The 18,160-nt window shown below is 66.0% G+C and carries 19 protein-coding genes; 8 read left to right on the forward strand and 11 right to left on the reverse strand.

Annotation, left to right across the window (positions count from 1 at the left end; all coding sequences use genetic code 11):
* Window positions 1-3 precede the first annotated feature (3 nt).
* Window positions 4-1,527 carry a hypothetical protein gene (locus tag ACQY4V_RS13285; RefSeq protein ID WP_428512398.1) on the reverse strand — a complete coding sequence of 508 codons (1,524 nt, stop codon included), beginning with the start codon at window positions 1,525-1,527 and terminating at the stop codon, window positions 4-6.
* Between the two features lie 87 nt (window positions 1,528-1,614).
* Complete coding sequence (locus tag ACQY4V_RS13290) at window positions 1,615-3,156, reverse strand: DUF2125 domain-containing protein (RefSeq protein ID WP_428512400.1); 1,542 nt, start codon at window positions 3,154-3,156, stop codon at window positions 1,615-1,617.
* Window positions 3,157-3,318: 162 nt separating this feature from the next.
* Between ACQY4V_RS13290 and ACQY4V_RS13295 the strand changes: the two genes are divergently transcribed.
* Together ACQY4V_RS13295 and ACQY4V_RS13300 are read left to right on the forward strand one after the other, a co-directional pair.
* Window positions 3,319-4,062 carry an SDR family oxidoreductase gene (locus tag ACQY4V_RS13295; RefSeq protein WP_428512402.1) on the forward strand — a complete coding sequence of 248 codons (744 nt, stop codon included), beginning with the start codon at window positions 3,319-3,321 and terminating at the stop codon, window positions 4,060-4,062.
* Window positions 4,059-4,673: an enoyl-CoA hydratase/isomerase family protein gene (locus ACQY4V_RS13300; protein ID WP_428512404.1), complete on the forward strand. Its 615-nt coding sequence runs from the start codon at window positions 4,059-4,061 to the stop codon at window positions 4,671-4,673. Before ACQY4V_RS13295 ends, ACQY4V_RS13300 begins: the two co-directional genes overlap by 4 nt.
* A 76-nt stretch (window positions 4,674-4,749) precedes the next feature.
* Here ACQY4V_RS13300 and ACQY4V_RS13305 read toward each other — a convergent pair whose 3' ends face one another.
* From ACQY4V_RS13305 to ACQY4V_RS13315, 3 genes are read right to left on the reverse strand one after another with little or no spacing between them, the layout of a single operon-like run.
* Window positions 4,750-6,153, reverse strand: coding sequence for a multicopper oxidase family protein (locus ACQY4V_RS13305; RefSeq protein WP_428512406.1), 1,404 nt, complete (start codon window positions 6,151-6,153; stop codon window positions 4,750-4,752).
* A gap of 36 nt (window positions 6,154-6,189) precedes the next feature.
* Window positions 6,190-6,552 (reverse strand): STAS/SEC14 domain-containing protein, encoded by a 363-nt coding sequence (locus ACQY4V_RS13310; RefSeq protein WP_420556760.1) that lies wholly within the window; start codon window positions 6,550-6,552, stop codon window positions 6,190-6,192.
* Between the two features lie 58 nt (window positions 6,553-6,610).
* Window positions 6,611-6,904, reverse strand: coding sequence for an HNH endonuclease (locus ACQY4V_RS13315; protein WP_420556761.1), 294 nt, complete (start codon window positions 6,902-6,904; stop codon window positions 6,611-6,613).
* 73 nt (window positions 6,905-6,977) lie between these two features.
* Between ACQY4V_RS13315 and ACQY4V_RS13320 the strand changes: the two genes are divergently transcribed.
* Both ACQY4V_RS13320 and ACQY4V_RS13325 read left to right on the forward strand, forming a co-directional pair.
* A complete protein-coding gene (locus tag ACQY4V_RS13320) occupies window positions 6,978-7,394 on the forward strand; it encodes a hypothetical protein (protein ID WP_428512409.1) in 417 nt (138 codons plus the stop codon).
* On the forward strand, window positions 7,391-8,563 hold the full coding sequence (locus ACQY4V_RS13325) for a TIGR03862 family flavoprotein (protein WP_428512411.1): 1,173 nt from the start codon (window positions 7,391-7,393) through the stop codon (window positions 8,561-8,563). The genes ACQY4V_RS13320 and ACQY4V_RS13325 overlap by 4 nt, the downstream gene beginning before the upstream one ends.
* 22 nt (window positions 8,564-8,585) lie before the next feature.
* Here ACQY4V_RS13325 and ACQY4V_RS13330 read toward each other — a convergent pair whose 3' ends face one another.
* Window positions 8,586-9,509: a sulfite exporter TauE/SafE family protein gene (locus ACQY4V_RS13330; protein WP_428512413.1), complete on the reverse strand. Its 924-nt coding sequence runs from the start codon at window positions 9,507-9,509 to the stop codon at window positions 8,586-8,588.
* Between the two features lie 148 nt (window positions 9,510-9,657).
* Window positions 9,658-10,245 carry a glutathione S-transferase family protein gene (locus tag ACQY4V_RS13335; RefSeq protein ID WP_428512415.1) on the reverse strand — a complete coding sequence of 196 codons (588 nt, stop codon included), beginning with the start codon at window positions 10,243-10,245 and terminating at the stop codon, window positions 9,658-9,660.
* Between the two features lie 134 nt (window positions 10,246-10,379).
* Between ACQY4V_RS13335 and ACQY4V_RS13340 the strand changes: the two genes are divergently transcribed.
* Complete coding sequence (locus ACQY4V_RS13340; protein WP_428512417.1) at window positions 10,380-10,808, forward strand: GFA family protein; 429 nt, start codon at window positions 10,380-10,382, stop codon at window positions 10,806-10,808.
* 6 nt (window positions 10,809-10,814) lie between these two features.
* Here ACQY4V_RS13340 and holA read toward each other — a convergent pair whose 3' ends face one another.
* Genes holA through leuS form a run of 3 tightly spaced genes read right to left on the reverse strand, consistent with a single transcriptional unit; the run spans window position 10,815 to window position 14,867 of the window.
* On the reverse strand, window positions 10,815-11,840 hold the full coding sequence (holA, locus tag ACQY4V_RS13345) for a DNA polymerase III subunit delta (RefSeq protein ID WP_428512419.1): 1,026 nt from the start codon (window positions 11,838-11,840) through the stop codon (window positions 10,815-10,817).
* The gene (gene lptE, locus ACQY4V_RS13350) at window positions 11,837-12,328 is read right to left on the reverse strand and encodes an LPS assembly lipoprotein LptE (protein WP_428512421.1); all 492 of its coding nucleotides are present in this window, start codon (window positions 12,326-12,328) and stop codon (window positions 11,837-11,839) included. Before lptE ends, holA begins: the two co-directional genes overlap by 4 nt.
* Window positions 12,315-14,867 (reverse strand): leucine--tRNA ligase, encoded by a 2,553-nt coding sequence (gene leuS / locus ACQY4V_RS13355; protein WP_428512423.1) that lies wholly within the window; start codon window positions 14,865-14,867, stop codon window positions 12,315-12,317. Before leuS ends, lptE begins: the two co-directional genes overlap by 14 nt.
* Window positions 14,868-15,066: 199 nt before the next feature.
* On the opposite strand from leuS, the gene ACQY4V_RS13360 reads away from it, so the two are divergent.
* Window positions 15,067-16,314: a glycosyltransferase gene (locus ACQY4V_RS13360; protein ID WP_428512425.1), complete on the forward strand. Its 1,248-nt coding sequence runs from the start codon at window positions 15,067-15,069 to the stop codon at window positions 16,312-16,314.
* A 23-nt stretch (window positions 16,315-16,337) separates the two neighbouring features.
* Here ACQY4V_RS13360 and ACQY4V_RS13365 read toward each other — a convergent pair whose 3' ends face one another.
* A complete protein-coding gene (locus tag ACQY4V_RS13365; protein WP_428512427.1) occupies window positions 16,338-16,826 on the reverse strand; it encodes a DUF3576 domain-containing protein in 489 nt (162 codons plus the stop codon).
* 173 nt (window positions 16,827-16,999) lie between these two features.
* On the opposite strand from ACQY4V_RS13365, the gene ACQY4V_RS13370 reads away from it, so the two are divergent.
* Both ACQY4V_RS13370 and ACQY4V_RS13375 read left to right on the forward strand, forming a co-directional pair.
* Entirely contained in the window at window positions 17,000-17,653 is a 654-nt protein-coding gene (locus ACQY4V_RS13370) for a YggS family pyridoxal phosphate-dependent enzyme (RefSeq protein WP_428512429.1), read from the forward strand.
* Window positions 17,654-17,721: 68 nt separating this feature from the next.
* The gene (locus ACQY4V_RS13375; protein ID WP_428512431.1) at window positions 17,722-18,111 is read left to right on the forward strand and encodes a hypothetical protein; all 390 of its coding nucleotides are present in this window, start codon (window positions 17,722-17,724) and stop codon (window positions 18,109-18,111) included.
* Window positions 18,112-18,160 lie beyond the last annotated feature (49 nt).

Below are 18,160 nucleotides of genomic sequence, written 5' to 3' on the forward strand. Positions count from 1 at the left end.
CGCTCAGCGGATCCGCTGGCCGTTGGCCAGAACCTGCCCGTCCTCGGTCACCTCTATGGTCGAGTTGATCACGTCCTCACCCTCGCCCGGCGTGCCGAACATGCCCATCATCATCCGGGTCCCCATCGCCTGTTCCTCGGGCAAAAGGCCCATGGCCACCAGCGTGTCCAGCAATCCGTTGGCGCCGGTCACCTGCAGGTCGATGCTGCCCGACGGGGCCGGCATCCCCGGGAAGGTCTCGCGATCCTCGTTGTCGATCTCGAAAGCGCCCTCGCCCGTGACCTGCGCGCCCACGGCGTTCAGCAGCAGCTCGTTGAGCGTCACACTCTCGAAGCGACCCAGGGACTCTTCGTCCGGGCCAACCTCCATCATCCGCATGATATCCAGCGGCTCGCGCGCCAGCGCCGCATCGCCCGACATGTCCACCACCAATGTCATCGGATCCCGCGGCAGCTGCGTCTCCGGATCGAAGAGCGCCCAGATCTCCTCGGCCATTGTCAGGTCCTCGAGCGTCATCCGCATCGCGACCGGCACCGCGCCGTCCGTTTCGGTCACCGGCAGGTTCAAGTGACCTTCGCTGCGCGCGATCTGGCCGGCGATGGGAAACGGCAGCTCGGACGGCATCTGCAACTCGAACGCAAAATCGGTGTAGGCACCGACCAGCGACAGACCGTCAGCCCCGAGCGTCAGGTCGTTGCTTTCCATCATGTAGCTGGTGGTCTGGCGCATCTCGACCTCCTCGGCGGTCGTGACCGTCGTGCCCTCGACCTGCATGCCGCCGGTCTTTGCCACCATCTTCAAACCCGCCCGCAGCGCATCGTCGAGGTTCAGCAGGTCCACCTGGCCCGCCGGAATGGCCAGCTCCAGTTCCGAAGTGCCGCCCGTCATCGTCTGCCGCCCCTCGGATCCCGCTCCGGTGGCATCCGAAAACGTTGTGTCGAACTGCATGCTGTCCGAGGTGGTCGACAGCGCCACTGTCACGATATCGCCTTCGGTGATCTCGTAGCGGCTCGTCCCGCTGACACTGCCGCTGACCGCGATGTCGAATTCCTCGTCTTCGTCCTCTACCGAAAAATCGCTCAGAGAGAACCGCGCCCCGTCAAAAGCGCCCTCGTAGACCACCTGCCCCGGCGTGCCCGTGGCGATGGTCGGCGTGTCGAACCCCTCGTAGACCACGGTTGCGGAAAACAACTCGCCCTCTTCGGGCGTCGAAAACGCGACCTGCATCTCCATCGCGTCGGCATACCGCAACGCCACGCTACCATCGCCCTGCTCGGTCAGGGTCATGCCGTTGGTCGTCAACCGTGCCTCGCCCAGTTCCAGCGGCAGGGCATAGGTCATCACCATGCTGTCGATGCGCACCGTGTCGCCGTCGCGCACCGGCTCTGCGGTCACCTCGAAGCCGAATGCGCGGGCCGGGGCCAGCATGTTGGTCACCACGTCGTCGGCGGTCACATCGGCCTGCGCCGCGGCGGGCAGCCACGCGGCGGCACCAAGGAAAACAGGAACTATACGGATGGCATGCATCGCATCACCTTTCATCAAACGGTAAGGATCGAACGCGAAAGGGCCGGATCGCCCGGCCCCCCGCATGGTATTCAAGCGTCGCCCGGATCAGCGCAGGCGCTGTCCGTTGGCCAGGATCTGGCCGTCGCTCTTGACCTCGATCTTCGAGGTCAGCGCATCCTCGCCCTCGCCGGGAACCGCGAACATGCCCATCATCATGCGCACGCCCATGGCCTGCTCTTCGGGCACCAGCCCCATCGCGATCAGCGAGTCCAGCAGACCGTTGGCGCCCGTCAGCTTGAGGTCGACCGAACCGTCGGGCGCGGGCATCCCGTTGAAGGTTTCCAGATCGGTATTGTCGAAGGTAAACGCGCCCTCCCCGGTCAACTCGGCTCCGGCGGCACTGACCGTCAGGGTGTTGATGTCCAGCGTGTTCAACTCGCCCGGCACGCCAAGCTCGCCGGTTTCCGCCGCTTCCATCTGTTCAGGGTCGAAAAGATCGAAGAACAGCTTGGCCGTCCCCGTCAGGTCCAAGTCGATCGTCGCAGGATCATGCGGCAGTTCGCCCGCCGGGTCGAAAATGCCCCAGATGATGTCCGACATCGTGAAATCGCCCAGCGTCACGCCCATGGCGAAATCCTGCGCCTCCTCGCTCTTGGCGATGGGGGCGGTCAGGTTGAACGCGGCCGTGCCGAATGCGACTTCGATCGGCAGCGGGATATCACCGCCGGCCATGTTGAGCTGCATGTTCTTCGACGACAGGTCATAGGTCAGTCCGTCGGCGCCCATCGCGACGGTGAACTTGCCCCCGTCCGATTTGGTCGTGCCTTCCGTGGTTTGCGGCGGATCGACGACCTTGAACTCCGTCGAGCCCTCGGAATAGGTCATCGTCACATCCGCGGAAAAACCGTCATTGATCGACGCCGCGAAATCGGCGGGGTCCATCTCCAGCGGCATGGCGCCTTCGGCCGCGACCGTCATGCCGGCGAACTGGCCCTTGATCATGAACTGGCCGGTGCCGCCCTCGGGGTCGGCCACGTCGATCGTATAGTTCACAGGGCCCGTGCTCATCTTCTGGTCGGAGATCCGCATCTCGCCCACCTGCATCGTGGTCGTCCCCGTGACGTCCGCGATGCGGAATTCCACAGTCCCCAGGTCGACGCTTTCGCCTTCGACGGTCACATCATCGACGATCACCGCGATCTCGCTGGCGCTGTAGTTGTAAAGCAGGTCGTTCGGCGCGCCGGACGCGGTCATCTCGAAACCGGTCGTGTTGTATTGCAGACCGACCGAGACCTCCTCGGCGTCGGGCGACGCGACCCGCACCTGCATCGGCATTTCCGCCGGCATGGCCACCGACACCGTGCCGTCGCCGTTCTCGGTAAAGGTCATCTCGCCCAGGTTGACCGACACGGTCGTGTCCTCTTCCGGGACCGCCATCTTCATCGTCACGTCGGATACGGTCAGCGTGTCGCCCGACTGGCTCTCGTCGCCCGCCACCTCATAGCCGGACGCCGAAAGATAACCTTTCCAGTCCGCCCAAACATCCGCCGCGGTCACATCCGCCTGTGCCGCGCCCGCCGATAAGACAAGGCCGATCGCCGTCGTCATTCCGAACCTGGCACGGTCCGTCATATCGAGCAGTTTCATGAAGAATCCTTTCGTGTTGAAATCCTTGATCCCACACAGCTTCCGCCCTCGCGGAAGCGTGGTCAAGGGGGGTTATTCCCGTCTTGCGCTGGACCTCGGTCGCACCGCGCGATAGCTCTCGTTTGAGCATCTGTACCCATATCGGCGCGAAAGGTTCAATCCATGAAAGACAAGACCGTTCTCATCACCGGCGCCAGTCGCGGCATCGGCGCGGCAACCGCCCGCCATTTCGCCGCGCTCGGCGCCAACGTGGTGCTCGCCGCCCGCAGCACCGACGCAATCGAGGAGATCGCATCGGACATCGGCGACCGCGCCCTCGCGGTGCCCTGCGACGTCAGCCGGTATGACGACGTCGCCGCCGCCGTGAACGCCGCCACCGACCGTTTCGGCGGGCTGGACGTGCTCATCGGCAACGCCGGCGTGATCGAACCCATCGCGCATCTTTCGGATGTCGACCCGGACGCATGGGACAAGGTCATCGACATCAACCTCAAGGGCGTCTTTCACGGGATGCGCGCGGCCCTGCCGGTGATGAAAGAGGCAAGGGCCGGCACCATCATCACCATAAGCTCCGGTGCCGCCACCAGCGCACTCGAAGGCTGGAGCCACTATTGCGCCTCCAAGGCCGCCGCACTGATGCTCACCCGTGCCGCCGACAAGGAAAACCGCGATCACGGGATCCGCGTTCTGGGTCTGTCGCCCGGCACCGTGGCCACCGACATGCAGCACCAGATCAAGGCCAGCGGCATGAACCCAGTGGCCCAGCTCGACTGGTCCGACCATATCCCGCCCGACTGGCCCGCGCGGGCGCTGGCGTGGATGTGCACCCCCGAGGCCGATGGCTGGCTGGGTCAGGACATCAGCCTGCGCAACGAGGATATCCGCCTCGCGGTGGGCCTCACATGATCGAGCTCGACAAATCCGGCGATGGCTTCTGGACCGTCACCCTCAACCGGCCCGACAAGGCCAATTCCCTGACCCATGCGATGCTGACCGAGCTGGCGGATATCGCCGAGACCGCCACCGAGGCCCGCGCGCTGGTGCTGACGGGCCGCGGCAAGGCGTTCTCGGCGGGAATGGACCTAGAGGCTGCCAAGTCCGGCCTGCCCACCGACCCGGTGTGGGAGCGCCTGTCGGGTGCGCTCACGGCACTGCCCTGCCTCACCATCGCCGCGCTCAATGGCACCGTCGCGGGCGGGGCCATGGGCATGGTGCTGGCCTGCGACCTGCGCCTCGCCGTGCCCGGCACCAGGGCCTTCTACCCGGTGATGAAACTCGGCTTCCTGCCGCAACCCTCGGATCCGGAGCGGCTGACACGGCTCATCGGTCCGTCGCGGGCCAAGATGATCCTGATGGCGGGCCAGAAGATCGACACCGACACCGCGCTGCACTGGGGCCTCTTCGACCGGCTTGCAGAGCCCGACGCACTGCTGTCCACCGCCCGCGACCTCGCCACCGATGCGCTTGCGGCGACACCGGACCACGCCGCGCGCATCAAGCATCTCTGCCGCTCCTGAGCGGGCCGGAATTTAAGTAAATTCCGCGATAAAAGATACGTATTTTCTATCCCGTTTTCCGCGCGGAAAACGGCGCCTACGCGATCCGGATCCAGTTCATCATGCCCGACATCTGGTGCGCGGCCATGTGACAATGAAACATCCAGTCGCCCGGGTTCTCGGCGACAAAGGCGATCTCGCGGCGCTCGTCTGGATGGATCACCAGCGTATCGCGCCAAGGCCCCAAACCGCCACCCGGCAGCACTTCGCGGAAATGCTGCCCATGCAGGTGCATCGCGTGGGAAAACGCCGTCCGGTTCTCCATCGGCACCCGAACCGTCTCGCCCATGCCTGCCTCGATCAGCGGCGCCCGGTCCATCCCCGCCTGCCCGTTGAAGGCCCAGAACTGCCCCGCCTCGTAGAGCGCCCGCGCCTCGCGCTTGCTGCCCTGCCACCGGACGCGCTCCGGCAGGCCCCGCATCGCGCCGCCTTCCATGACCAGCGGCACCTGCCGCGCGTCCTTCAGCGCCAGCGTCGGCAGGTCGTTGGGCGGCAGGGCGTGCGGCGCGTCCCACATCGCCTGCTCAAGGCCCGCGACCGACACGGACACGGTCGCATAGGTGCCGTCCCGCTCCACCGATCCGATGATCGCCTCCTCGCCGGTCTCTGCGCTGATATCCACGATCAGGTCGACGCGCTGCGCCGGTCCGATCTCGACCTGCTCGATCCGCTCCGGCGCCTCAAGCGGCATCGCGTCCAGCGCCACCACCCACGCATCCATCCCCTGGAACACCAGCCGAAAGATACGCGCCGTCGCCGCGTTCACCAGCCGCACCCGCAGCCGCGTGCCCCGCGGATAGCTTCGCCGCAGCTCGCCCGCGCCATTGACCGTGATGTAATTGCCCAGCCGCCCGGCATGGGACATGTCGTGCCGGTTGCCGAACTCGGGATGCAACTGCGCGTCCTCGGTCAGCCGCCAGTCGTCCAGCACCAGGACCTCCTCGGCATCCACCTCGGGCGGTTCGGCCTCGTCCACCACCAGCACCCCGGCCAGCCCCCGCGAGATCTGCTCCAGCGAATTGGCATGCGGGTGATACCAGAACGTGCCCGCGTCTCGCAGGGCAAAACGATAGTCGAAACTCTCGCCGGGGCGCACCGCCGCCTGCGTCATGCCCGGCACGCCGTCCATCGCGTTGGGCAGGCGCAGGCCGTGCCAATGCACCGTCGTCGGCTGGTCCAGCCCGTTGACCAGCCGCGCCTCGAACAACTCGCCCTGCCGCTGGCGCAGCACCGTGCCCGGCACCCGCCCGTCATAGGCCCAGACCCGCGTCTTCGGGTAGTCCCCGGGCGCCAGCTGCACCTCGGCGGGCGCGGCGGTCAGGCGGTGCCCCGGCGCACCGGCCCATGCCAGCCCCGGCACCACCTGCGCCCCGGCCAGCCCGCCGGCCAGCGCCATCACGTCCCGCCGTGTCGGATCCATCTTGCCCTCGCATGTTACCACGCCCGCAAGAGTGGCCCATCCCGGCGCATGGTCAAGTCACTCTGACGCGATCCACTCCCGCGCCGCATCCAGGTCGTCCAGGTCATACGTCCGCAGCTTGGTCGACATCAGCGCGCCCGCCGCCTTGGCCACCGGCCCGATCCAACCGATATCCGACACCACCGCCACATGGCTGATATGGCGCAGGTTCCTGAAATCGAACTTGAGTCCCGGCCAGATCACCGATGGCGCGAACCCGTCGAGACTCTCGATCACCTCGATCAGCTTCACCGTGCCCTGGGCGTCGATAAAGCCCTGCATCCGGTCCACGATCCTGTCGTAATCCTCGCGCGTGACCTTTCCCGCCACGGTCAGTTCGACGGTCTTCGTTTCGGCGTCTTCTTCGTACTCAACGGTCATGATGCGATCCTCCCGCGCCAAGCATACCGTATTTCGGCACGCCTCGCATTGCGCAGGATCAACGCGTCCGACGCCGCCCCGGCGTTTTCGAATGAAATCCCGGCGGACGCCTGGCCACCCAGCGGATGAACTTCTCCAGCCGCGGATGCGCCCGCAGCGCCTCGATCGTGGCATAGCTTCGCGCCAGCTCGGCCTCGGTCAGCGTGGCGTGGATCTCGTTGTGACAGATCTGGTGCAACAGCACGACCGGCCCGCCCTTGCCGCCTTTCAGCTTGGGTACAAGGTGGTGCAGGCTCTGCCTAGCCTCTGGCGGGATGGGCCGTCCGCACAGCGGACACACCGGGTCGTCCATGGCTTTTCCTTGATCTTTCGTCCACGACAGGCAAGAGGATGGACGCACCACGAAGAATGGCAAGGGGGCTGGCATGGATTGGGACAACTCGCCCGCGATCGTCGCGCAGGGCATGGACCAGGCGCACCAGGGTCCGGATATCGCGCTGACATGGGCGCTCAGCCCGGCAGCCTGGTCGCAACGCGCGATCCTCGTGGCGGCGTTCACGCTGGGGTGGCTTGCCACGCGGCGCCCGCGCCCGGCCCCGCCCCAGCGATCCGCCACCCATTTCCAGCCACAGGACGTGATACGCCCGGCCACGCGCCGAATGACTTCCGAAATCGCCGTCGAATACCGGGGCCACGCCATCAGCGACGCCAGGAACCGCCACACTCCGCAAGCGCTCCTTGCCACCCGGAACGCGCTCAAGGCGCATGACTTCGAAATTTCCGTCCCGCAGCAGGTCATGCGTCCCAGCGGCCCGGGCGCGGCGGCATCGCCCGCCCCATGACGGGCGCGCTGGTCATCGGTGCAGGGCCGGCAGGCCTCATGGCCGCCGACGCGCTGGCCTCGGCGGGCGTGCCCGTCACCGTGGCCGAGGCCAAGCCGTCCCCGGCCCGCAAGTTCCTCATGGCGGGCAAGTCCGGCCTCAACCTCACCAAGGCCGAAGACCCGGAAACCTGCCTCGCCGCCTATGCCGAGGCCGCGCCGCACCTGCGCCCGATGCTTGCCGCCTTCGGGCCGGACGATGTCATCCGCTGGGCCGAAGGGCTGGGGCAGCCTACCTTCACCGGCTCCACCGGACGCGTTTTTCCCACAGCCATGAAAGCCTCGCCGCTCCTGCGCGCCTGGCTCGCCCGCCTCGAAGGGCTGGGGGTGACACTGCACCGGCGCTGGCGCTGGACCGGCTGGGATGGCGATGCCGCAGGGTTCGACACGCCGGGTGGCCCGCGCCAGCTGACCCCCGCGGTCACCGTGCTGGCCTGTGGCGGCGCCAGCTGGGCGCGTCTCGGCTCCGACGGCCACTGGGCGGCCCATCTGCCCGGCCAGACCGCCCCGTTCCAACCCGCCAACATGGGCTTCACCGTCGACTGGTCCGCCCACATGCAGCGCCATTTCGGCCAGCCGCTGAAGAACATCGCGCTTCATGCCGGAGCGCATATCTCGCGCGGCGAGATCGTCCTGTCCGCGAGGGGTATCGAAGGCGGGGGGCTCTACGCCCTTTCCCGCCCCCTGCGCGAAGGCGCGGCGCTCACGCTCGACCTGCGCCCGGACCTGTCGCTCGATGCGCTCCGAAAGCGCCAGGGGCGTCCGCGCGGCAAGGCCAGCCTGTCGAACCACCTGCGCAAGACCCTGCGCCTCGCCCCTGTGGAACAGGCCCTGCTGAACGAATGCGCCCGGCCCCTGCCCGACGACCTCGCCCCGGTCCTCAAGGCGCTGCCGATCCCCCTCGCCGGTCCGCGCCCCATGGACGAGGCGATCTCGACCGCCGGCGGCCTGCGCTTCGACGCCCTCACCGGCGACCTGATGCTGAAATCCCGCCCCGGAACCTTCGCCGCCGGTGAAATGCTGGACTGGGAAGCGCCAACCGGCGGTTATCTGTTGACCGCCTGCCTGGCCTCGGGCCTCTGGGCCGGTCGCGCCGCCGCCCGCTTCGCGACGGGGGCCGCCGGCCCATAGGCCAGCCGCGCCTGCACATTGCTCAGCCCTCGCGCACCCCGGCGACCGAGAACACGTTCGACGGCTCCAGCACCAGGTCCAGACCCAGCTTCAGACCGACGGCCAGCACCAGCAGGGCCAGCAGGATGCGCAACTGTTCCGCTTTCAGGACCTGCCCGATCATGCTGCCGAATTGCGCTCCGACCACGCCGCCGACAATCAGCAGTGCCGCCAGGACCGTATCCACCGTATGCGTCGTATAGGCGTGCATCATCGTCGTGTAGGCCGACACGAAGATGATCTGGAACAGCGACGTGCCGATCACCACCTTCGTCGGCATCCCAAGGATATAGATCATCGCCGGCACCACCACGAAACCGCCGCCGACCCCCATGATCGCCGACAGGACGCCGACGAAGAACCCGACGATCAGCGGCGGAAAGACCGAGATGTACAGCCCCGACGTGCGGAACCTCACGCGCAGCGGCATCGAATGCACCCAGTCGCGCCGCGTCCGGCGGGCGCGTGGCTTCGGCCCCTGCACCTTGGCGCGACGAATGGCTTTCAGGCTTTCGACGAACATCAGCGTCCCGATCAGCCCGAGAAAGACCACGTAGAACAGGTTGACCAGCAGATCGACCTGCCCCAGCTGCCGCAGCAGGCTGAAAATATAGACCCCCACGGTCGACCCCGCGAGGCCCCCGGCCATCAAGGCGCTGCCCATGCGGAAATCGACGGTGCGGCGTCGCAGATGCGCGAAGATCCCCGAAAACGACGAGGCGACGATCTGGTTGGCCGATGTCGCGACCGCGACGGCCGGCGGAATCCCGATGAAGAACAGGAGCGGCGTGATCAGAAACCCGCCGCCGACGCCGAAAATGCCCGACAGCAACCCGACGACAAGGCCGACCGACAGCAGCAGCGGGCCGTTGACCGAGACCTCGGCGATGGGCAGATACAGTTGCATGGCGCGGGTTTCCCTAACCGGGCATGTCCCGCACTTACGCCCATCCCCCCCGGGCTGCAAGGCGGCGGTTCACGGTCCTGCAACCGCCACGCCGTGCCGCCGGCCCCGTAGGTTGGGCGAAACTCACCGCTTCCGACCGGCGGCTGCCTCACCCCATCTCCACCACCTTGCGGAACGCCTCGCGTGCTTCCAGCCGCGTCCGATACTCCGCCAGCACCTCGCCAGGCTCGGGGAACTTCGCGATCTCCGCCCAGCGCAGGCAATGCACCAGCAGGATATCGGGCACCGTCATCTTCTCGCCCATCAGGAACGGGCCCTCCAGCGCCTCGGAGAGCCGGGCGATATTGGCCTCGTACTCCCATTTCAGCGTCTCCTTGACCTCGGGCACCCGCTTGTCCTCGGGCAGCACGAAGGTATGCCGCGCCGCCATCCACAGGGCACAATCCACGTCATCGAGGATCTGGTGCGTCAGCGCGTCCTGCCGCGCGCGCTCCAGCGTGCCCGCCTTGTGGGTCAGCGCGCCGTGCCGGTCGGCCAGGTAGGTCATGATCGCCACCGACTCCGTCACCACAGCCCCGTCCACCCGCAACGCCGGTATCTTGCCCGACGGGTTCGCCGCCACCGCCTCGGCGCTGCGCGGCCCTGCGGGCGTGTGGTCGTAATCCACGCCCAGCTCCTCCAGCAGCCACAACACCCGGAAGGCCCGGCTGGCCTTCGATCCAATCACTTCGTACATCGCACAACTCCCAGATATGTCGTCTCAGGCTTGCCCGCCCCGGGCGACAGCGCAACGATTTTCCACTTCCATACTGACATTTGCTGTCATACCCGTCTCCTATCCTGCCGATCGAACTGGAGCGGAGATCCATCATGCACAAATCCGGAACCTGCCTGTGCGGCGCCGTGACCGTCGACATCGCCAACGCCCCCGACAGCACCGGGGCCTGCCATTGCGGGATGTGCCGCAAATGGTCCGGCGGCGTCTACCTGGGGCTGCACGTCAGGGCCGGCGATGCCACGATCACCGGCGCGGACAACATCACCGCCTACACCTCGTCCGACTGGGCCGAGCGCTGTTTCTGCACGATCTGCGGCACCAACCTCTTCTACCGGGTCACCGCACCGGGCCCGATGCAGGGCGACATGCATGTGGGCCTTGGCCTGCTGGACGATCCCTCCGGCATCACCCTGACCGAGGAAATCTTCGTCGACCGCAAGCCCGACGCCTACGCGCTGGCAGGCGACCACAAGCGCATGACCGAGGCCGAGACCCTGGCCATGTTCGCCGACATCTCCTGAGCCGCCCTACCGCTGCGCCAGCGTCGCCAGCCGGATCAGCGCGCGTTCCACCAGCGCCATGTCCGGCGCGGTCTGCCCCGCCGAGCGCAGGCGCAGGTCGGTGTCGGTCAGCACGCCCAGCGCCTCTTCCAGCTTTGCCGCGCCCCAATTGGCCGCCTGCCGCTGCATCCGGTCGCGGCGCGGGCCGAATACCGGTGGGCGCACGCGGGCAATGCCCTGCCCGGGCCCGCCCGGATCGCAGGCCGCCGCGTAAAGCGTGCGGAAATGCCGGTTCGCCGCCATGCAAAGGCCCACCGGCTGCACGCCCTGCGCCCGCAGCCGCTTCATCACCGGGCCGATCTCGCCCGGCTTGGCCTCGGCCACCAGGTGCAGCACGTCGTCCAGGTCGGCCTCCACCGACACCGGCGCACAGGCGGCGATATCCTCGGCGCTCAGGGGCGTGTCGTCGCCCCGCTTGTACAGCGCCAGCTTGTCCATCGTCTGGCGGAAATCGCCCGGATCCAGCGCGCGCGCCAGCGCGTTCAGGTCCGTCATCGCGTCGCGCGGCACATCGCGCAGCCCCGCCTTGGACAGGATCGCCTCGATCTCCGCCCGCCCCGGCGGCTCATCATAGATCGCCGCGGCATAGGCATTCCGGTGACCCTCGAAGAGCTTGCGCAGCTTCGACGTCGCCTTCAAGCTGCCGGCGGTCACCACCACCTGCGCATCGCCCGGCTGCCAGTCCTCCAGCGCCGCCGTCACCACCGGCGCCACGGTCTCGTTGGCCTCCTCGACAAACGCCACGCGTGGCCCCGGAAAGAACCCCTGCGCCTTGACCGCGTCCAGCAGCATCGCGGGGTCCTTGCGCAGCTCCGATGCCGGGATCCGCGTCAGCCGCATCTCTTCCTCGCCCTGCGGGCCGATCAGGGCGGCAATCACCTCCTGCCGCTTCAGCGCCACGCGCATCGCGTCGGTGCCATATATCAACAGGCCGGTCTTGTCGGGATCGGGCCGCGCGAAATAGGCCGGCGCATCGCGGGGCGACAGCTTCATGCCGACAGCTTGCCGGCCTCGGCGGTCAGCCGGTTCAGGATCTGGTCCCCCAGGATCACCATCAGCCGCGCCTCGGCGTCGCGCTTCGCAGCCTGCGTCGCCACGGTGGTGCCCGAGGCCGAGTAGGAGGTAAAGCTGTCCGCCTGTCCGCTCAGGACGACCGCGTTGCTGCGTAGATCGCGCAACGCGTATGTCACGTTGCCCAGAAGGTTGTAGCGCGTATTCACGTTGGAGCGCGAGATCGCGACCGCCTCTTCCGTCAGAGTAATCGAATATCCCAGCCCATAGACCTGCCGCTCGCCGCGGCCCAGCCGCTCTTCGATATGGCGGGTCAGCAAGTAACCCGGCCGGCTGTTCGGCGCCTCCACCAGCACCGCGCCCTGCAAATTGCTGCCCCCGCCGCCCGGCGCATAGGCCGGCGCAAATCCACAGGCGGCCAGCCCCGCGGGCAGGCCCAGCACGATGAAACGACGGTTAAACGACGACATTCACGATCCGCCCGGGGACGACGATGACCTTCTTGGGCTGGGCCCCATCCAGCGACCTTGCCACAGCTTCGTGCGCCAGCGCGCGTTTTTCAACCTCTGCCTTGTCCATGTCCTTGGGCACGCTGATTTCGGCCCGGCGCTTGCCGTTGACCTGAATGGGCAGGGTCACGCTGTCGTCGGTCAGCATCGCCTCGTCGGCCACCGGCCAGGGCGCCTGCGCCACAAGGCCCTCGCCGCCCAGCATCGACCAAAGCTCTTCGGACAGATGCGGCGTCATGGGCGACATCAACTGAGCCAGAACCTGCGCCGCCGCCTTTTTCGCTTCCGCTCCGGCGCCTGATTTGGCCAACCCATTGGTGAACCCGTATAGCTTGGCAATCGCCGCGTTGAATCCAAAGCTTTCCACGCCGCCCGTCACGTCCCTAATCGCCCGGTGCATGTCCTTCGCGAGCGCCTCATCCTCGGAGGCATTGGCCGGTGTCTCGTCCCCGGCAATCTCCGACACGATGCGGTGCACCCGCGCAAGGTGCTTGTGGGTCGCCTCGGCGCCCGCGGCGGTCCATTCCACGTCCCGCTCCGGCGGGCTGTCCGAGAGCACGAACCAGCGCGCGGTGTCGGCGCCGAAGGCCTCGATGATGTTCACCGGGTCGACCACGTTCTTCTTCGACTTCGACATCTTGGCCGAGGGGATGATCTGCACGGGCGTGCCATCGGCCAGCTTGCCGTCGGTCACATCCTCCGGCAGGTGATAGACCGGCCGGCCCTTGTCGTCCTTCGTCTGGTAGATCTCGTGCGTCACCATCCCTTGGGTAAACAGCGCGTCGAACGGCTCGATAGCCTTTTCCGGCAGGTGCCCGCAGATATGCATCGCCCGGGCAAAGAACCGGCTGTAGAGCAGGTGCAGGATCGCATGCTCGATGCCGCCGATATACTGGTCGACGTTCATCCAGTACTCCGCATCCTCCATCCGCGTCGGCGTCTCCGCATCCGGGGCCGTGAACCGCGCGAAATACCAGGAGCTGTCCACGAAGGTGTCCATCGTGTCGGTCTCGCGCCGCGCATCCGCGCCGCAACTCGGGCATTTGCAGTCGCGCCAGGTCGGATGCCGGTCCAGCGGGTTGCCGGGAATGCTGAAATCAATCGGCGTGCCGCCCTCGTCATAAGGCAGTTCGACCGGCAGGTTTTCCTTTTTCTCGGGCACCACGCCGCACGTGTCGCAATGCACCACCGGGATCGGACAGCCCCAGTAGCGTTGCCGCGACAACCCCCAGTCGCGCAGGCGATACTTCACCTGCCCGGTGCCAAGTCCCTTCTCCTCGAACCAGTCGATCGTGGCGTCGATGCCTTCCTGGCTCGTCGCCTCGCCGATGCCGGCGAAGTGGTCGATGTAGATCACCGTCTCGGTCTTTGCAGGCACCAGCGCCTCGGTCTCCACGTCCTTTTCCTGACCGGGCAGGTAGAAGGCGTTGCGCACCTCAAGCCCGTATTTCCGCGCAAAGTCCAGGTCCCGCTGGTCATGCGCCGGACAGCCGAAGACAGCACCCGTGCCGTAATCCATCAACACGAAATTACCGACCCAGACCGGCAGTTCCCGCTCCGGCCAGACGGGGTGCCGCACCGTGATCCCGGTGTCGATCCCCTTCTTCTCGGCCTTCTCCATCGCGGCCTCTGTGGTGTCCATCTTGCGCGTCTCCGCGATGAACGCCTTCAGCTCGGGATTGTCCTTTGCCAGTTCACGGCTCACCGGATGCTCCGGCGAGATCGCGATGAAACTTGCCCCGCGCATCGTGTCGGGGCGGGTTGAATAACAGACGATGGGCGCCCCCGCATCCGTCCGCTCGAATGGAATCTCGATGCCGCGCGACTTGCCGATCCAGTTCTCCTGCATCAGCCGCACCTTGGCGGGCCAGTCCTCCAGCCCGTCCAGCGCGTCCAACAGCTCTTCCGAGAAATCGGAGATCTTGAAGAACCACTGCGTCAGCTCGCGCTTTTCCACCTCGGCGCCGGATCGCCAGCCCTTGCCGTCGATCACCTGCTCGTTGGCCAGCACGGTCATGTCAACCGGGTCCCAGTTCACCACCGCGTTCTTGCGATAGACCAGCCCCTTTTCCAGGAAATCGAGGAACAGCGCCTGCTGCTGGCCATAGTATTCGGGATCACAGGTCGCGAATTCCCGGCTCCAGTCGATCGACAGGCCCAAGGGCTTCATCTGGCCGCGCATGTCGGCGATGTTGCCATAGGTCCAGTCCTTAGGATGGCCTCCGCTCGCCATCGCGGCATTCTCTGCGGGCATGCCGAACGCGTCCCAGCCCATCGGATGCAGCACGCTGTGGCCGGTGGCCAGGCGGTAGCGCGCGATCACGTCGCCCATCGTGTAGTTGCGCACATGCCCCATGTGGATGCGCCCCGACGGATAGGGAAACATCTCCAGCACGTAGTATTTTGGCTTGTCCCTCGACCGCTCGGCCCGGAAAATCCCGGCCTCGTCCCAGGCACTTTGCCATTTCGCTTCGATATCGGCGGCAGAATAACGCGACATGACCCGATCGGCCCCTCGTTTCTCAAACTCCAAAGGGTGATAGGGCCCCGCGCCCGCAGGGTCCAGTGCGCAGCGGGCAAAAATCAGACGTAACCGATTTCTTGCAAGACATCGGGCCGGAAAATTCAAATTTTCCGACACGGAATTTTGCAAAATTCCGCCCCGGCGCTATAAGCCGAAAAAACGCACAGGCAATTGCATGAAAATCCTATTCATACATCAGAATTTTCCCGGCCAATACAAACATCTGGCACCCCTGCTGGCCTCGCGCGGACACCACTGCGTCGCCCTGACGCTCAAGGTCGACAAGCCGATCAACTGGAACGGCGTGCAGGTTGTCCCCTACACTCTGCCCAAACGCGCGGCCCAGAACCTGCACCCGTGGCTCGTCGATCTCGACACCAAGGTCACCCGCGGCGACGCCTGCTATCGCGCCGCACGCACGATGAAGGAAAACGGGTACACGCCCGACCTCATCCTGGCGCATCACGGCTGGGGCGAATCGATGTTCCTGCGCGATGTCTGGCCCGACGCACGGCTTGCCATCTACTGCGAACTCTACCACCTTGCCGATGACCAGCATCTCAACTTCGACCCCGAATTCGCCAAGTCGGACCGTGGGCTTCAGGCGCTGCGCATCCGGATGAAGAACATCAACAATCACCTTCATTTTCCCTTTGCCGACGCCGGGATAAGCCCGACGCGGTTCCAGGCCGATACCTTCCCTGCAGACTTCCGCGACAAGATCACCGTCTCGCATGACGGAATCGACACGCTCACCGCCTGTCCCAAGTCCGATGTCCGGCTGACGATCGAAGGCCAGGTCGACGTCACCCGGGACGACGAGGTCATCACCTTCGTCAACCGGAACCTCGAACCCTATCGCGGCTACCACATCTTCATGCGCGCCCTGCCGCGCCTTCTGCGCGAGCGTCCCAACGCCCGAATCCTGATCGTCGGCGGCGACGAGGTCAGCTATGGCGCCGCCCCGCCCAAGGGGCAGACCTGGAAACAGATTTTCCTCGACGAGGTGCGCGACCAGATCCCGGACGCCGACATGGCCCGGGTGCATTTCCTGGGCCGCATCCCCTACGCCCAGTTCCTGCGCCTCTTGCAGGTGAGCCGCGTGCATGTCTACCTCACCTACCCCTTCGTGCTCAGCTGGTCGCTGATGGAATCGATGTCCTGCGGCGCGGCGATCGTCGCCAGCGACACCACGCCCGTGCGCGAGGTGATTCGCCACGACGAGACCGGCCGGCTGGTCGATTTCTTCGACGGCGAAGCATTGGTCGACGAAGTTTGCGCCCTCTTGGAAGACGAGGCGGCCCGGCGCAGGCTCGGCGCCGCGGCGCGCAACCTCATGCGCGAGGAATACGATCTGAAAACGATCTGCCTGCCACGGCAACTCGAATGGATTTCCAGCGTGATGGACGGTGCGAAGGTCTGACGCCGTTCAGGCGGCAGGTCCGGTCAGAACCGTTCCGCCTGCGTGCGCAGCTGGCGCGCGCGGGTCAGGATCGCGTCCTCGATGGCGCGTTGCGTGCCCGCCGCAACCGGGCCGCTTTGCGATTGCAGCGCCACGTTCAGCGCCCGCGCATCCAGCGCCGGATCGCTGATCAGAACGGTCGCGCGATAGGCGCGCCCGCCGCCCGGCGGCCTGCCGTACCCGGTCGAAATCACGCCGGTGAACGGGTCCGCGCTTTGCACCGGAAGAAAATCAAGCACCTCCAGCGAAGCGGTCCAGAGGAAGCGGTTCACCCGGATCCCCGCCGAGCCGTCGTTCTTGAACGCGTCGAACAGGCTCGTGCCCCCGGTCGCGGCCGTCGGTGTCTGGTTCGGACCGCCCTCCACCTTATACGCATCCGGGTTCAGCTTGCCGTTTCTGAACGTACTGCATGACGCCAGCAAACCTATGCTCGCCAACAGCACCACCGCGCTTTTCAAAGGGGATTTGAACATTCCACCACCCGTTCCAGTTTTCCCCTCATTATCCAACGAAAAGAACCTCGGCAAGGTTGTTTCCCCCGCCCGTACCCGAATGCGGGCGAACTGTGGTCGCACCGCGTCGGGATTTGCGCACCCGCCGCGCCTGTGGCACTACCTTTGCAGGTATCAAGGATCGGATCGACACGATGAGTTTGCAAGACATCAAAACCCGCATCGCGGCCGCCGAACAGGACGCGGGCCGTCCCGCCGGATCGGTCAGCCTCATTGCCGTGTCCAAGGTTCAGCCGGACGCGCGCGTGACCGCGGTCATGGACGAAGGCCACCGCGTCTTCGGCGAGAACCGCGTACAGGAAGCCGCCGGCAAATGGCCCGGCTTCCGCGAAAGCTATGACGGCGTCGAGTTGCATCTCATCGGCCCGCTTCAGACCAACAAGACACGCCAGGCGTTCGAACTCTTCGATACGATCCATTCGGTGGACCGTCCCAAGCTGGCCAAGACCATCGCCCGCATCGCGCAGGAAGAAGGTCACTGCCCGGGCCTCTTCATCCAGGTCAACACCGGCGAGGAAGACCAGAAAGCCGGCATCCTGCCCTCCGAGGCGGACGCCTTCATCGCCGACTGCCGTGATCTCGACCTCACGATCGAGGGGCTCATGTGCATCCCGCCGGTGGACGAGGAAGCAAGCCTGCATTTCTCTCTCCTGGCCAAGATCGCAGAGCGCAACGGCCTGTCCGGCCTGTCGATGGGCATGAGCGGCGATTTCGAACGCGCCATCGCGCTTGGCGCCACCCATGTCCGCGTCGGCAGCGCCATCTTCGGCGAACGCGAACACGACTAAACGCTAGGTGAAACCTTGGCGCTGACCTAACCTTGCCGTGACTGCAGCACAGCACCGGGAGAATCGGAATGCGTCTCATATCCACCGCGCTTGTCGCGCTCGTGTTGTCCGCCAGCGTTGCCGCGGCCGAGTTCACCCTCGGCTTCGACTGGGGCGACATTCCCCGGTGCACTTCCGGACGTCCCAACACGGTCGGCAGCCCGGTCTTCGTCCTGCGCGGGGTTCCGGCAGGCACGACCACGATCCAGTTCCGGCTGAAGGACCTGAATGTGCCCAGCTACAATCACGGCGGCGGCACGGTAAAGGTGGGACGCGATGGCAAGTTGCCATTCGGCGTCTTCAAATACAAAAGCCCCTGCCCGCCCGGCGGCACCCATACCTACGAATGGACCGCGACGGCCAGGTCGGGCAACAGCACACTGGCCACCGCCAAGGCCCGCCGCAACTACCCGGAATAGGCCCGGCGCCAAAAGTCTTTCAAAGACTTTTGGCTATTTCCTTCCAAAG

The organism is Roseovarius sp., assembly GCF_965277045.1.
Taxonomy (GTDB): Bacteria; Pseudomonadota; Alphaproteobacteria; order Rhodobacterales; family Rhodobacteraceae; genus Roseovarius.